Consider the following 13,778-nt stretch of genomic DNA (forward strand, 5'->3'; position numbering starts at 1 on the left):
GTCACTCTCTTCGCCTCAGCGTAACCACCTTGAACATGCTATATCGCTCCAGTCCCGTTGGCAGTGCACGGAGGCGTCGGTGCCGCAGAATGACTGGGTACGATCGTTTGATGCCCCCACGCTCTCCGCTCTCGCAACGCCACGGGCTGGATGCCGCATGGTTGCGCACTCCGGACCGCGACCCGGCCGAGCCTCGACCTTGGCCGAACATGGGCGCCTGGCTGCACGAACGGCTGGCGGAGCACATCGATGTGTCCGCGTTCCTCGACCAGCATCGCATTGTCTATGAGTCGGGCGAACCGGCAGCGGGCAGCGACCCCTATCGTTCCCACACCTTCGTCTGGTTTCACCGCGACCTCGCCGAGGAGAAGTTCGTTCCCGGAACTCTCCACATCGTGCACCGCGACGAGCGGATCGTCGTGATCGACAAGCCGCCCTTCCTCTCGACGATCCCGCGCGGCAAACACGTGCAGCAGAGTGTCGTGGTGCGGCTGCGCGCCGAGCTGGGGCTGCCCGAGCTCTCGCCGCTGCATCGGCTCGACCGCGTGACATCCGGTCTTCTCGTGATGGCGACCGAGCGGCGCTGGCGTGGGGAGTACCAGACCATGTTTCAGCGCGGCGAGATCGCCAAGACCTACCGGGCGCTGGCGCCCGTGCGGCCGGGGCTCGAGCTGCCAGTGACGGTGCACAACCACCTGGCCAAGCAGCGCGGCCGCCTGCAGGCGGAGGTTGTTGCCGATGCGCCGAATAATGCCGAGTCGCTCATCGAGCTGGAGTCCGTCATCGGCGACCTGGGCGTCTACCGGCTGACGCCGACGACCGGCCGCACCCACCAGCTGCGTCTGCACATGCTCGGTCTCGGCGTTCCGATCAGCGGCGACCCGCTGTACCCGGTGGTCAGGGGTGTGCCGGTCGAGGACTTCTCGACCCCGCTGCAACTTCTCGCGAGCAACGTTGCCTTCACGGATCCGATCGACGGCAGCGCCCGCCGCTTTGCGAGCGTGCGCAGTCTGCCCCTCGCGGCTGAGGACTCGACACGCTCGACCAGCGGTTAGAGCCAGCCGCGCTTCTTGAACACGAAGTAGAGCCCGAAGCCCATCCCCACCATCAGCGCGAGCGCGAACGGGTAGCCGAACTCCCAATCGAGCTCGGGCATCACCCGAAAGTTCATGCCGTAGATCGTGCCGACCAGCGTCGGCGCGAAGAGAATTGCCGCCCAGCTGGAGATCTTCTTGACCTCTTCACTCTGGGCGAGGCTGGTCTCCGAGAGCTTGCGCATCTCGTCGTTCTGCCGTTGTCCGACGAGCGTGGAGTGCGTGGTGAGTGCGTTCTGCAAGAGCTGCCGAAACGAATCGCCGCGGTCGACGACCCGCATGGTGTGGTCGAGCACGTCGCGCAGCCGGCGCTGCAACTCGACGTCGACCGCGTACTTGTCAAATCCGCGTTGCAGAGCCTCCAGCATCCCGACCATCGGTTGGGTTGCGCGCTGAAACTCGATGACCTCGCGGGACAGCGCGTAGATACGCCGGGAGACGGCCGGATCGCCGTCGAACAGCTGATCCTCGATCTCGTCGATGTCGTTCTGCAGGCCGGCCATCACCGGCGCATACTCGTCGACCACCTGGTCGAGAATCGCGTAGAGCACCGCCTCCGCCCCGAAGGCGAGCAGGTCTTCTTCGGCCTCCAGCCGGTGGCGCACCTTCGCGAGATCCGGCGACTCTGCGTGACGAATCGTCACCACGAAGTCGGGGCCGACGAACACGTGAAGTTCGCCGAATTCGACGCGCTCGTCGGCATCCATGTAGCGAGCGGGGCGCAGCACGATGAACAGCACTTCGCCGTAGCGTTCGAGTTTCGACCGCTGGTGCCCCTGCAGAGTGTCTTCGACGGCGAGGTGGTGCAGGCTGAACTCATCGGCCACCGACCGCACTTCGTCGTCGGTCGGCCGGTAGAGGCCGATCCAGGCGAAGCCGTTGTGGGCCTTCATCACCTCGTAGGTTTCGTCGAGGGTGGCCGGCGTTGCCACACGCTTGCCCTCCACATAGATGGCGTTGTCGATCAGCGGCATCGGCTCTCCTCACTCGCCCTACCAGTGTGTCAGCCCGGTGACCCCGCACTGCGCAGAAGCGCGCTGCAGCCGCCTGAGCTACTACCCTGAATTCATGGTCGACCGAGCATGGAAGCGCACGGCACTCGTTGTCGAGGATCAGCCACTGATGCGAGCGCTCATTGCGGATGCGCTGCGTCACGCCGGTTTCACGGTGCACGACCGCGCCTCGGCCGGTGCAGCACTCGCCGATTTCGACGATGTCGACCCCGATGTGCTGATCACCGACATCGATCTCGGCTCGCGCCCGAACGGCATCGAGTTGGCCGTGATCGTGAATGCGAAGGCCCCGCAGACCGCCATCGTGTTTTTGACCAACTATCCACGGGCCGGCACCGCACCCGGCGCAGCCATCGCCCCGCGCGGTTCGGTGTTCGTGAACAAAGCCGCGATTGAGTCGGTCGACGCACTCATCCATGCGGTCAATGCAGCACTTACCGCGACACCGGAGCCGGCCGCACCGTCACGAGGGGCCGAGGCCCCCGCCGAACTCATCGGGCGCCTCACCCGCACCCAGCTCGACACCTTGCGGCTCGTCGCGCTCGGCTCGTCGAACGCTGAAATCGCCCGTCAGCGCGCCACGAGCCTACGCGCGCTGGAGAAGACGCTCACCCGCACCTTCGATGCCCTGGGATTGACCAACGATGCGTCGATCACGCCGCGGGTGGCCGCGACAAACCTCTACTTACGGGTGTTCGGTTTCGCGCCGACGTCGAATCTCGAGCCAGCCCCTTCAGAACCCTCGGCATGAGTCGCCGCTTTCGGTGGGTCGACCGGGCGTTCGGCTCCAACGTTCTGACACTCTGGTCGTGGCTGCTCACGTTTCCGTTCGCGGTGACGGTGATGGGCGGCTCAGAATACGTCGACACCACGCCGGCGAGGGGAGCCGACTTCGCTGTCGCGGCCGTCGTGCATGTTCTCACCGGGGTCGGGATGCTTGTCGCCCGGTACACCGTGCTGCGTCCAGGTCAGCGACGCTTCCGTCGGGCCAGGGCTCTCATCGTCTTCGCCGTGCTCGGCGGCTCGCGGCCGTTTCTGCTGATCGTGGTGTCGGATGCCGTCGGCCTGCACATGCAGGCCGGCGACGTTGCCGTTCGCGTCGCCATCAATGTGGTCTGCACCATCACAATGCTGACCTTGATCGCACTCCTCATCGATGTTCTTCGACGGCATCGGGTGGTTCAGCGCCGCCTGCGAGCGGCTCTGACGACCCTGGATCTGCAGCGCGAATTCGATGAGCAGCAGTTGGAGGGGCTTCGTCGGCAGTACGTCGACGATGTCACCACGCGCATCGACGCCACGCTCGATTCGCGGCGCGCCGAGCCCCTGGACGCGACGCAGGCATCCGTGCTGTTGCGCACGATCGCCGACGAGATCGTGCGCCCGATGAGTCATGAGCTCTATCGCGAGGACGGCCCGGCGGCCGCGCCGGCAGCCGCCGAAGACCCGGTTTCGTTTCTTGAGCGTTCGTCCCGAATCCTCACCGCACTGCAGCCGGCTCCCCTCGTGCTCCCTTACGTGTTGCTCGCCCTGGTCTTTCTGCCCCATCTGCTCGCCAACGTCAGCCTGGCTTTCACCGCCATCCAACTCGTGCTCGGAGCCTGCATCTATCTGTCGGGCAATGCGGCGACGATGGTGTTGGCGCGCGTCGTGCATCACCCCGTCGCACGGATCGGCCTCCTCTCGCTCTGCTACACGGCGACCGCGATTGTGGGCACCCTCGTCATGGTCTGGTCGGCGCATCTGGCCGGGTATTCGCCCAGCCTGAATTGGTCGCCCGCCTTCATCTATCCGAGCTTTGCGCTCGCGCTCAGCATCATCGCGGCTACCGCGACGGAGCTCGCCGGCGATGAACAACGGCTGGCCGGTCTGTTGGCCGAGCAGGTGCAGCACACTGCTCACATTCACAACCGGTTGCGGCTGGCGCGCAAGCAAACGGCCCACCTGCTTCACACGGCGGTGCAAGGCGAGTTGGTCGCTGCCGCGCTCACGCTGCAGCGTCGGTCCGCGGATGCCGGTGACAACGCGCTGTCCACAAATGCATGGGGCGAGGTCATGACGACCATCGCCCGAATCAAGCAGGAGGTCGCGCAGGGAGAGGTCGTGGATCTCACTCCGGCCTCCGATCGCCTCAAAGCGCTGGTCACGATGTGGGGAAGCGCGTTGCGCATCACCTCGCGGTACGACGACGAGATCTGGCCGGTACTGGCAGCCGACGCCGCGCGCACCGAGATGGCGGTGGATGCGCTCTCGGAAGGGTTCACCAACGCCGTGCGTCACGGAAACGGGCAACGTGTCGACGTGCATCTCGGGGTTGTCGGCCCCCGTGAGACCGTTGTGATCACGGTGAGATCGTCGGGCGTGATTTCGTCGGGGCCGACGAACGGCCTCGGGCTGCGTTCTCTGCGCGGTGCAACGAACGCGGTGACGCTGAGCGAGGTGCGGGGCGAGGTGTCGCTTGTGGTCGAGTTGGTGTGAGCTGTCGCGTTAACCGAACCTCCCACGAGTGCAGCGTGCACCGCTGTCGTACTCTGCCAGGAGGGGGGATCGTGGAATCACCGCACAGCATCGGCGTCATCGCCGACACCGAGTTCGGCGCCGTTCGCGGCAGCCTCGACGGCTCCACCAATGTGTGGCGTGGCATCCGCTATGCGGCGCCGCCGGTCGGAGAATTGCGTTTTCGCGCACCGCAGCCGCCATCCCGCTCGGCAGCGATCATCGAGGCGACCGAGTTCGGGCCACGCTCTCCTCAACCGCGCTCGTCGGTGTTGTTGTCCCGCTCTGCTGCCGCTCGCCTGGATGAAGACTGTCTGACGCTCAATGTGTGGTCACCGTCGGGCGGCGCTGCTCGCAAGCCGGTGCTGTTCTGGATTCACGGCGGCGACAATCTGCAGGGCGCAGCACACGAGCATCCGTTCTCCGGTCGATCGCTCGCCGAGAGAGGCGACGTCGTCGTTGTGAGCGTCAACTATCGGCTGGGGATTCTCGGCTTTGTCGACTTCTCCTCGTTTGCGACGCGGGAGCAGCCGGCCGACTCGAATCTGGGCCTGAGGGATGTCATCGCCGCGCTCGAATGGGTGCAGGGCAACATCGCTCAGTTCGGCGGCGACCCGAATCGGGTCACGATCGGCGGCGAATCCTCGGGCGGCGACATCGTAACCACACTTCTCGCCGTGCCGACCGCTGCCGGCCTCTTTCACCGGGCGATCGCACAGAGCCCGTCGGCCGACTCCGTTCACACTGCCGAACACGCCGCAAACGTTGCCAGCACGGTCTTGGCCATGCTCCGTGTGCACCCCGCCAGCCTCCAGCGGCTGCGCGAGACGCCGCCCGGCGCCCTGATCGCTGCGGCGGGCCGGCTCGTCGCGGCGACCCGACTCTCCGAGGCGACCCGCTCATCCGACGAGACCCGGCATTTCGGCGGAGCCCGCTTTTCTGCGGCGACCTCCGCCCCGACAGCCGCCCGCACACCGTTCGCCCCTGTCGTCGATGGAACACTCGTGTGCGAGCATCCGCTCACCGCACTTCAGAACGGGCGGGCTCACCGCGTGCCGCTGCTCCTCGGTTCCAACCGGGATGCGGCCACGGGAATTGCCGCTGTGATATCGACCAGTTACGAGGGGCACGCGAGCGCGCACACGATGGCCCACGACAGGGCCGCCCGGATGCCCCCGCTCGCGATTGCCGACGCCCACAGCCCGTTCGCGCCGGTTTGGCTCTACCGTTTCGACTACTCGCCGCCGGTGCGCAAGGCCTTCGGGAGCAGGGCCCCGCGTTCCTCCGAGCTGCCGTACCTCTGGGGGTCGCTCCCCCGCGGCCCGCTCCCGCTGCTTGAAGCGCTCGCAACCGACTCCGCCGCGAGACGGCTTTCGGCGAGGGTGCAACACCGCTGGCTGTCATTTGCGAAGCTCGGCATCCCCACTCATGCGGTCGGCGAACCGGTCTGGAACTCGTACGACGAGCACCGGGCGACGATGATCTTCGATGCCAGGGACGTGCTGGTCAACGATCTCGACGCCGCGTTGCGGGCGGACGGGGATTCGGAGGGCAACACCGCCCGGTTGCCCGCGGGAGCGACACACCGCTGACCTCAGGTGAGCGAGTTGGTCGAGGCGAGCGACACGGGGGCGGTGCTGCTGCTCGGCCGCCTACCGGATCGTGATGGTGCGAATGAAACGCCAGGAGAAGACCCGCGACTACGTCGCGAAATCACTCGCCCGAGGCAAGACCAAACGCGAGACCATGCGGCTGCTCAAACGCTACGTCGCCCGAGAAATCTTCGCCATCCTCATCGCCATTCAGACCCGCCACAGTACCGACGGAATCGCTCAGATCGCAGCTTGACATCTATAGGAGCATCGAGACCCCGTGAGCTGACCCTCAGACCCAGCCCGTTTCTGGATCGGCTGGGTTTCGACAGGCTCAACAAACAGGCTCAACCAACGGAGTGGGGTTGCACGTTTTCGCTAATGAACTTCAGAGTCATATGAGCCTGAAGTTCATTAGCGAAAACGGAAGCCCCATCCGGTGGTCGCGTTCGACCTTCGGCCCGCCTCTGAGGTTAGGTTCCGCTGACCGAACTGGAGCGTGGTCGCCAGGCTGTCCAAGCATTCGGCACGGCCAGTAGGCGCGCCGCAGCCTCGGCGCGTCTCGCAGCCGTCAGCTGTTCGACAGCGGAATCCCCGCCCTCTCGATGTCCTCGTCACAGGCATCGCAGCCGCAAAACGGGTACCGCATGGGCAGCACGTCGGGCACCGCCGGGACCGACTTCAGGAGTGGAGTGCGTGTCGCGGATGTGGCGGAATCGAACGACCGAGGCTACGCGGCGACAAACCTCGCGTCGACCGACGCCGACACTTCGATCCGCTGCGGTGTGAGCGCGAGCTCCGCCCGGCCTCCCCTGCTGTCGGCCATCATCATCGCGCCGCGTGCGAGCGGGCCGGGCGCGGGACCCGAACCGTGGTCGCCCAGCATCCCCGGGTCGGCAAGTGCGATCGCGCGAACCGATTCCAGGCCGAGACTCCGCGCGTAGACGGTCGCGCGCGTGACCGCATCCGCCACGGCCAGAGATTGCGCCTCCGCGAACACCGCCGCCTTGCGCACAGCGGTCAGCGACCATTCGATGCCGCCCACTGTGACGCTGTCGACGGCGGCGACGGCATCCAACCAGCGGGTCATCACCTCGAAATCATTGAAGCGCACGGTGAACCCGATGGTGGCGTGAAAGACCAATGCAAGCTGTTTGCCCTCGTTGTTCCACGGGCGTTCATTCCAGACGCTGACCGAGTCAGACGACCAGCGGCTGATCGGGCCCGGTTGCGCCGCGCCCAGGGTCACGATCATCGAGCGCACGGTCTCGGCGGCGCGGGTCGTGGCGTCGAAGACCGACTGCCGATCAGGACCATCGAACCCGATGGACAACTGCACAGTGGCGCGTTCGGGCGGGTACCAGGCCGCGTTGTGCCCTTGCACTATGATCACGGTTTCGTTCATGGTGCTCCCGTCGGGTCGATCGTGATGCACATTCTGACATGACGCGGGGGAACGAGGTGGTTGCTTCTACTTTCGTCCCTCCGCCACGAACGCCAAGCGGCGCAGGGTCTCAGCGTTTCGAACGTGCAGCGGCACGTCGATAATCGGTTGTGGGATCAGTGCACCCGGCCCCTTCGCGGCGACCTCGGTGATGCGCACGACGCAGCCCGCGCCGCGCGGCTTGACCTCGAGAGTCACCCGCGCTTCGCCGATCGGCCACCCGGCAGGCTGAATCACCATGAATCGCGGCGGATCCCATTCGAGCACGGTGGTTTGGTCGTCGATGACGGCGGGCCAGACTCCGAACGAGTGGTGCAGCTTGCTGCCCTTGGCGGGCCAGCTGTCGTCGACATCGCGCATCCTAGATGCGCCGACCACCCAGGTGGGAAAGACCCAGCCGTCGGCGAGTATGGCGAAGACGTCCTCGGGTGAGCAGTTCATCTCGCGAGTGTTGACAGACATGGTTACCTTTCGGGGTGGACTGCACCGACAACCCCGCGCGGGGGGAGAGTGACCGCGGCTGCCAAGCCGTCTGGACCTGAACCCACTACGATCGCATCGACGTCGCTCATCGCTCTCCTCTGTGCTCTCAGTGTCGACGCTCTCAGTGTCGACGTTACGTGCCGCCGCCGGGAGGAGGTAGGGATTGACAGCGCTGCTAGCTCCTCCTGCTGCAGCCCGCTCTCGAGTCGGAATCCTCGGCCCCGGCGTTGTGTCAAGCCCTGCTGCACGATCGACATTCGACGTACCGTCGTGAGATGACTCCCACCGAAACACCCTCCGCCGCCCCCGACGGTTCCACCAACGTCAGCACAGAGCAAAAAAACTACACCGACGAGCTCAGTGACGGCTCCCCCACCGGCAACGCGACAAAAGATCCGCACCAGGACACGGATATCGCGTCCGGTGGCGAGCCGGATGACACTACCCCAACCAAGCCGGACGATGTCGATCTGGAGACGGGCACGGACCCTGACGGCACGCCGGTCGAGAACCCCTCCGGATGACGCCTGACCCTGGCACTCCGACCGCCGTACTCCTCGACATCGACGGAACGCTCGTCGACTCCAACTTCCTGCACATCGAGGCGTGGGCGCAAGCGTTCGAAAAGCTGAAGCTGTTCGTTCCGTCCTGGCGCATCCAGCGTGCCATCGGAGCCGACGCGAGCGAGCTCCTCGCCCAGCTCATCGACGACCAGCCGGACTCGATAAAGGACGAGGCGAAGAACTTGCACACCACGTTTTACTCGATCCTGATGCCTCGGCTTGAGACGTTTCCTGGTGCACGCGAGTTCATTCGCGCGATTGCACACCAAGGAACGCGCGTCGTGCTTGCCACCTCCGCCCCTGAACACGAACTCGAGGCACTCCAGAAGGTGCTCGGCATCGATGAGTTCGTTTACGCGATCACGAGCGCCGAGGATGTCGACAAAGCAAAACCGGAACCCGACATCATCTCGGTCGCTCTCGACAAATGCGGGGTTGACGCGAATCGGGCAGTCATGGTCGGTGACTCCATCTGGGATGTCATCGCCGCAGGCAAAGCTGGTGTGAAGACGATCGGGCTTCTCTCCGGCGGAACCGGTCGCCAGGATCTGATGGAGGCCGGGGCCTCGGCCGTCTACGAAGATATCGCTGACCTCCACCGTGCCGCCGACGGCGACCCCTTCTCGATCCTCTCGTCGCGCGAGAACGAGCACGAGTAGGTCCTGACCCGAACGGGCGGAGAGCTTCGCACCATTTGCGTGGTGCCCCTGGAGGGACTCGAACCCCCAACCTGCTCCTTAGGACGGAGTCGCTCTTCCATTGAGCTACAGAGGCTGACCCAGAAAGTTTAGCGGTTACCTGACGCCGAGGCGTCACCGAGCCACATCGGCCGCGCTACCCGGGCGGGTACAGGTACAACGGCACTTCCCCGATGGAGACCGTGCGCGTGTGGTACGAGTGCATTCCCATCCAGTTGTACTCCTCGAGCACCACCGTTCCGTCGCCCGGCACCGACTGCACATAGGCCACATGGTTGTAGGTGAACCAGGCCACCGCTCCAACCACGGGCGTTGTGCTGGTCGGCCAACCTTTGCTCGCCCAGGCATCCGCCCAGCCAGAGGCGTTGCCGTTGCCCGGCGTCATCTTGCTCCAGGTCCACTTCCACGGGCTGCCGCCGACGCCGGCGTCGCGGTTGAGGCGCCAGGCGACGAAGTCGACGCACTCACGGTAGTAGTAGCCGAGTGGCGAGAGGCCACCGCCCTCGTTGTCGGTGGCTTCAAACGGCCACGGATAGTCATCACCCTCAGCACGGATGCCGCTGACCGCGAACTCAGCGGCCGACGCACGCGCTGCAGCGGCGGCACCCGCGCGGCGAAGTTCAGCGGAGAGCTCGGCGACTTCTTCCTCGGTGCTCGCCGAAAATCCATCGCGGGACACGACGGTGTGCGCTGCGGACTGTGCCACGACGACACCCTGCGCCTCGGACTCCATCTGCGCACGCGCCGAGGTGCCGGCACCCGATTCGGACTGGGGAACGAACGCATAGGCGGGAAGGCCAGCGGTGAGAAAGAGTCCGGGGATCGCAACGATCGCGACAAGCACGGTGATCGGACTCCGCGAGCCGGTACGGCGACGCAGAGAGTTCGGGGCCGACGGCTGAGTTCGCGGTTTGGCCTGCTGAGAGCGCGAAGTCGCCGGGGACATCCGTGGCTTGGCGTGCGAAGTTCGTGGCTTCGACGGCGACGCAGCGCGCTTCGCCGACTTTCGCTCACCGGGTAGAGCCGGCGGAGCCGAGGCATCCGCTGCGGCGACGATGATCGGCAGCACGGCGGTCGTCGGCAATGAGTCCCAGCGAATCTCCGCGGGCAGCACTGTGGGCGGCGCCGTGAGATCGTCGAATGAGACCGGCATGGGCGCGCGCGAATCAGGGACGACCACGGTGGAATCGACCGACGAGGACTCGGCTGTCGAAGACTCGGCTGCCGACGACTCGGCTGCCGACGACTCGGCTGCCGAAGACTCGGCTGCCGACGACTCAACCATCTCGACATCCGCAGGCCCGGACTGCTCGGCCGCCGCCTCTGCCGCTTCCCGCTGCGCACGCAGGGCACGCCGCGAGGGCAGGACGTCAGCGTTCTCAGGGGAACCGGACGGGCCGGAAGCGATCACGTGACAATCCTCAACACTGTTTCAGGGGCGGGCAACTCCCCCACACTACGGGAGATATTCCCGAAAGTCGCCCCCAGAACAGGGGATGCTCAAGCTCTCCTTGAGGGTTACCCCGGCCGCAAAAATGGGCACGGATGTCTCTGCGCTGGCCCGGCGCCGCCGCGCCCGTTGGCCCCAACCCGCGTCGCGGCATCCGACCCGCGTGACGCCGAACGGCCCGCCGGCAACGTCCCTCACCGAGAACACCGAGCACACCGACCTACGGAGCACGGAGCGCGAAGCACGGAGCGCCCACAGCGCCGAATCAAGCCGCAGGAGCCAGATACTCGCCCCACTGCGGCATCGGAGTCTCCACACCGCGCACCACCCAGTTGCCACCGTGCGGTGCGGCCGGGTTGAAGCGCATCCCCCAGCCCATCTCGGCCGGCGTCTGGTTGCTCTTGATGTTGTTGCAGCGCAGGCAGCAAGCCACCAGGTTGTCCCAGGTGTCGCGCCCACCGCGCGACCGCGGCAGCACGTGGTCGATGGTGGTGGCCGATTTGCCGCAATAGCAGCAGCGGTGGTTATCGCGCCGCAGCACGCCGCGCCGACTTACCGGCGAGATCCGCGAGCGCGGAAGACGCACATACCGCGTGAGCAGAATCACGCTCGGCCGTTCCCACGATCCGGAGGCGGCGAAGACCGGATGTCCCCGATCGCTTTCGACGACCGTCGCTTTGTTGTTCATGACCAGAATCAGTGCCCGCTTGAAAGACACAACGGCGAGGGGCTCGTACCCCGCGTTGAGGACCAGTGTGCGCATGCGCTCCCTTTCGAAAACGGCTGGACGGCTTCCAGCCATTCGAACTGCTATTTACGGTGTGCTGCGAGACGAAGCGAGCGGGCAAACAGAAAAGGGCGCTGTCACAATGACAACGCCCCGAGGGCCACGGTGTGGCTCTGGTCTATTTGACTGCTGTGCCGCCGCGCGAAGCAGCCGCGCTGATCCATGGTGTGGATCGTGCGTTGCTCGCTCATTGGCTCTTTCCGATCTTTCAATCGTCTGCAAAACATCAGGGCAACAGGTTAACCCACAATTGGCGCGCCACGAAGTCGTGGCGCGCCAATCCAGGTGGCTGTCACCGGATGTTCAGACTGACGTCGTCACATCCGTGTGGATGCCGAAGGTTCAGATGCCGAGTCGAACGATGTAGTAGTCGCTCGTCCAAATCGGCTGGATGCGCACTGACGCACCCTCATAGGGCGCGTGCAGGATGTTGCCGTTGCCGGCGTAGAAGCCGTCGTGGCCATCCATGATCACCAGATCGCCGGGGCGAGCGTCGGCTTCAGAGATACGGGTTCCCGCTGCTCCCTGACCCGTCGACGAGTGCGGCAGGCTGATACCGAACTGCGCGTAGACATACATGACGAAGCCTGAGCAGTCGAAGCCGGCCGGTGTCGCGCCGCCGTAGACGTATGGCACTCCCTGGTACTGCGAGGCCACGCTGAAGACTGAGCCGAGGTCGTAGTTCGGGTAAGCCGGGTTCGCGAGAAAGTCGGATACCGACGGGCCGGAGTATGACGCAGCGTATGTGGTCATCGCTGCAGCGGCACTCTGGCGTCGCGCTTCGGCGGCAGCGGCTTCTACAGCAGCGGCGGCAGCGGCAGAAGCTGCGGCAAGCTCTTCTTCGGTCGTCGCGGTGAAACCGTCTCGAGCGACGGTGACAGACGCCGCCTGGGCGTCGACCGTGACGTTCTGAGCGGCAGCCTGGCTGAGCTCCGTCGAGGCTGTCGTGCCGAACTGGGTCTCATTGGTGCCCGGCGTGAACGCATACGCGGGAAGCGCCATGGTGGCGACAAGGCCGCCGGCCAGAGTCATCACCACGAGGTTGCCGAGGCTTCCGCGTCGCTTCGAGGTGCGAGGACGACCCTTGTGGGGCGCGGCAGCAACAACGTCTCCCGCGCGGGTGGTTTCAGGTTTTTGAGTTGTCGCTGCCCCACGACGGGACAGGTTTTTACCTAATTCAGCCAAAGTTGTAACCTCCGGCGCCTCGGCAACACTAGGTAGTTGCCCCGTCCAATGCGCTAATCGCGTGTGTTTCCGAGATTCAAGAGACGGGCCGAGGAGGCGTCTTGATTCGGGTCCTTTGACCGGCTTCTGGTCTGTGGGACATGCAAGAGGTTACGGGACATACACCGATTTGTCACGTTCGGCACTCAAATCACTAACGAAATGGTAACGAATTGACACCAATTTGGGGGTAGTCAGAGGGTTTTGACTACACCGTTTCCGGGGTCGTCACGAAGATGTGGCTGGCCATTTCGTTCGGCAATTCCAGACCCTCACCGAAGCCGTCAACCTGCACGAACACGTAGGAGCCGGCGGCCGAGAACACTCCGGTCGCACCGGGGAGAACTCCCGCTTGCTTGAGCTGAGAGAGAAGTTCAGTGTCGAACTGCACGGGTTCTCCCATGCGGCGGATGACGGCGGTCACGGGGGACTCCGACGACGCGACGACGCTGACCACGTTGGTCACACCCGACATGAACGCCGCTGCCGGCGGCTGGCCGAGTTCTTCGAGCCCCGGAATCGGGGTGCCGTAGGGGGATTCGGTGGGGTGGCCGAGAATCTCGAGAATCTTGCGTTCGACCTTCTCGCTCATCACGTGTTCCCAGCGGCAGGCTTCGTCGTGAACGAACTCCCACTCAAGACCAATGACATCGCTGAGAAGACGCTCGGCGAGGCGGTGCTTACGCATGACGTGCACAGCCTTGCTGCGGCCGGCCTCCGTCAATTCGAGGTGGCGGTCGCCGGAGACCACGACGAGACCGTCGCGCTCCATGCGTGCAACAGTCTGCGACACGGTCGGACCTGAGTGCCCGAGCCGCTCAGAAATGCGCGCGCGCAAAGGAACGATGTTCTCTTCCTCGAGATCGAGGATCGTACGCAAGTACATTTCGGTCGTGTCAATGAGGTCTGTCATCCCCAACCTCCCACTTGATAA

At 65.0% G+C, this 13,778-nt stretch carries 14 protein-coding genes and 1 tRNA gene; 7 read left to right on the forward strand and 8 right to left on the reverse strand.

Annotated elements, in window-relative coordinates; translation table 11 throughout:
• Positions 1-110: 110 nt before the first annotated feature.
• Positions 111-1,055, forward strand: a complete 945-nt coding sequence (locus tag ABD791_RS17045) for a pseudouridine synthase (protein WP_345068892.1) — start codon at positions 111-113, stop codon at positions 1,053-1,055.
• Here the strand turns inward: ABD791_RS17045 and ABD791_RS17050 are convergent.
• Positions 1,052-2,068, reverse strand: coding sequence for a magnesium and cobalt transport protein CorA (locus ABD791_RS17050; RefSeq protein WP_345068894.1), 1,017 nt, complete (start codon positions 2,066-2,068; stop codon positions 1,052-1,054). The two genes, ABD791_RS17045 and ABD791_RS17050, sit on opposite strands and share 4 nt — an antisense overlap.
• 94 nt (positions 2,069-2,162) lie before the next feature.
• Between ABD791_RS17050 and ABD791_RS17055 the strand changes: the two genes are divergently transcribed.
• The 4 genes from ABD791_RS17055 (at position 2,163) to ABD791_RS17070 (ending at position 6,451) form a co-directional block, all read left to right on the forward strand.
• Positions 2,163-2,858 (forward strand): response regulator, encoded by a 696-nt coding sequence (locus ABD791_RS17055; RefSeq protein WP_345068896.1) that lies wholly within the window; start codon positions 2,163-2,165, stop codon positions 2,856-2,858.
• Positions 2,855-4,585 (forward strand): sensor histidine kinase, encoded by a 1,731-nt coding sequence (locus ABD791_RS17060; protein ID WP_345068898.1) that lies wholly within the window; start codon positions 2,855-2,857, stop codon positions 4,583-4,585. Before ABD791_RS17055 ends, ABD791_RS17060 begins: the two co-directional genes overlap by 4 nt.
• Positions 4,586-4,656: 71 nt before the next feature.
• Complete coding sequence (locus ABD791_RS17065) at positions 4,657-6,195, forward strand: carboxylesterase/lipase family protein (protein ID WP_345068900.1); 1,539 nt, start codon at positions 4,657-4,659, stop codon at positions 6,193-6,195.
• An 82-nt stretch (positions 6,196-6,277) separates the two neighbouring features.
• On the forward strand, positions 6,278-6,451 hold the full coding sequence (locus ABD791_RS17070; RefSeq protein WP_345068902.1) for a hypothetical protein: 174 nt from the start codon (positions 6,278-6,280) through the stop codon (positions 6,449-6,451).
• A 474-nt stretch (positions 6,452-6,925) separates the two neighbouring features.
• On the opposite strand, the gene ABD791_RS17075 is transcribed toward ABD791_RS17070, so the two are convergent.
• Both ABD791_RS17075 and ABD791_RS17080 read right to left on the reverse strand, forming a co-directional pair.
• Positions 6,926-7,600 carry an SIMPL domain-containing protein gene (locus ABD791_RS17075; protein WP_345068904.1) on the reverse strand — a complete coding sequence of 225 codons (675 nt, stop codon included), beginning with the start codon at positions 7,598-7,600 and terminating at the stop codon, positions 6,926-6,928.
• Positions 7,601-7,666: 66 nt separating this feature from the next.
• Positions 7,667-8,101 (reverse strand): SRPBCC family protein, encoded by a 435-nt coding sequence (locus ABD791_RS17080; protein WP_345068906.1) that lies wholly within the window; start codon positions 8,099-8,101, stop codon positions 7,667-7,669.
• Positions 8,102-8,397: 296 nt separating this feature from the next.
• Here ABD791_RS17080 and ABD791_RS17085 point away from each other — a divergent pair, with 296 nt between their 5' ends.
• Positions 8,398-8,646 carry a hypothetical protein gene (locus ABD791_RS17085; RefSeq protein ID WP_345068908.1) on the forward strand — a complete coding sequence of 83 codons (249 nt, stop codon included), beginning with the start codon at positions 8,398-8,400 and terminating at the stop codon, positions 8,644-8,646.
• Positions 8,643-9,344, forward strand: coding sequence for an HAD family hydrolase (locus ABD791_RS17090; protein ID WP_345068910.1), 702 nt, complete (start codon positions 8,643-8,645; stop codon positions 9,342-9,344). The genes ABD791_RS17085 and ABD791_RS17090 overlap by 4 nt, the downstream gene beginning before the upstream one ends.
• Before the next feature lie 40 nt (positions 9,345-9,384).
• On the opposite strand, the gene ABD791_RS17095 is transcribed toward ABD791_RS17090, so the two are convergent.
• The 5 genes from ABD791_RS17095 to ABD791_RS17115 form a co-directional block, all read right to left on the reverse strand.
• Positions 9,385-9,459, reverse strand: a tRNA-Arg gene (locus ABD791_RS17095).
• A 60-nt stretch (positions 9,460-9,519) separates the two neighbouring features.
• Complete coding sequence (locus tag ABD791_RS17100; RefSeq protein WP_345068912.1) at positions 9,520-10,794, reverse strand: CHAP domain-containing protein; 1,275 nt, start codon at positions 10,792-10,794, stop codon at positions 9,520-9,522.
• 304 nt (positions 10,795-11,098) lie between these two features.
• Complete coding sequence (locus tag ABD791_RS17105; RefSeq protein ID WP_345068914.1) at positions 11,099-11,596, reverse strand: HNH endonuclease; 498 nt, start codon at positions 11,594-11,596, stop codon at positions 11,099-11,101.
• A gap of 366 nt (positions 11,597-11,962) precedes the next feature.
• A complete protein-coding gene (locus tag ABD791_RS17110; RefSeq protein WP_345068916.1) occupies positions 11,963-12,652 on the reverse strand; it encodes a C40 family peptidase in 690 nt (229 codons plus the stop codon).
• 400 nt (positions 12,653-13,052) lie between these two features.
• Positions 13,053-13,757, reverse strand: a complete 705-nt coding sequence (locus ABD791_RS17115) for an iron-dependent transcriptional repressor DtxR (RefSeq protein WP_345068918.1) — start codon at positions 13,755-13,757, stop codon at positions 13,053-13,055.
• Positions 13,758-13,778 lie beyond the last annotated feature (21 nt).

The organism is Glaciibacter kafniensis (assembly GCF_039538945.1).
GTDB classification, from domain to species: Bacteria; Actinomycetota; Actinomycetes; order Actinomycetales; family Microbacteriaceae; genus Cryobacterium; species Cryobacterium kafniensis.

Excerpts from the sequence above, each read along its gene's own strand:
- ABD791_RS17045 (WP_345068892.1), top strand. The coding sequence starts at position 111 with ATGCCCCCACGCTCTCCGCTCTCGCAACGCCACGGGCTGGATGCCGCA.
- ABD791_RS17050 (WP_345068894.1), bottom strand. The coding sequence starts at position 2,068 with ATGCCGCTGATCGACAACGCCATCTATGTGGAGGGCAAGCGTGTGGCA.
- ABD791_RS17055 (WP_345068896.1), top strand. The coding sequence starts at position 2,163 with ATGGTCGACCGAGCATGGAAGCGCACGGCACTCGTTGTCGAGGATCAG.
- ABD791_RS17060 (WP_345068898.1), top strand. The coding sequence starts at position 2,855 with ATGAGTCGCCGCTTTCGGTGGGTCGACCGGGCGTTCGGCTCCAACGTT.
- ABD791_RS17070 (WP_345068902.1), top strand. The coding sequence starts at position 6,278 with ATGAAACGCCAGGAGAAGACCCGCGACTACGTCGCGAAATCACTCGCC.
- ABD791_RS17075 (WP_345068904.1), bottom strand. The coding sequence starts at position 7,600 with ATGAACGAAACCGTGATCATAGTGCAAGGGCACAACGCGGCCTGGTAC.
- ABD791_RS17080 (WP_345068906.1), bottom strand. The coding sequence starts at position 8,101 with ATGTCTGTCAACACTCGCGAGATGAACTGCTCACCCGAGGACGTCTTC.
- ABD791_RS17085 (WP_345068908.1), top strand. The coding sequence starts at position 8,398 with ATGACTCCCACCGAAACACCCTCCGCCGCCCCCGACGGTTCCACCAAC.
- ABD791_RS17090 (WP_345068910.1), top strand. The coding sequence starts at position 8,643 with ATGACGCCTGACCCTGGCACTCCGACCGCCGTACTCCTCGACATCGAC.
- ABD791_RS17105 (WP_345068914.1), bottom strand. The coding sequence starts at position 11,596 with ATGCGCACACTGGTCCTCAACGCGGGGTACGAGCCCCTCGCCGTTGTG.
- ABD791_RS17110 (WP_345068916.1), bottom strand. The coding sequence starts at position 12,652 with ATGACTCTGGCCGGCGGCCTTGTCGCCACCATGGCGCTTCCCGCGTAT.
- ABD791_RS17115 (WP_345068918.1), bottom strand. The coding sequence starts at position 13,757 with ATGACAGACCTCATTGACACGACCGAAATGTACTTGCGTACGATCCTC.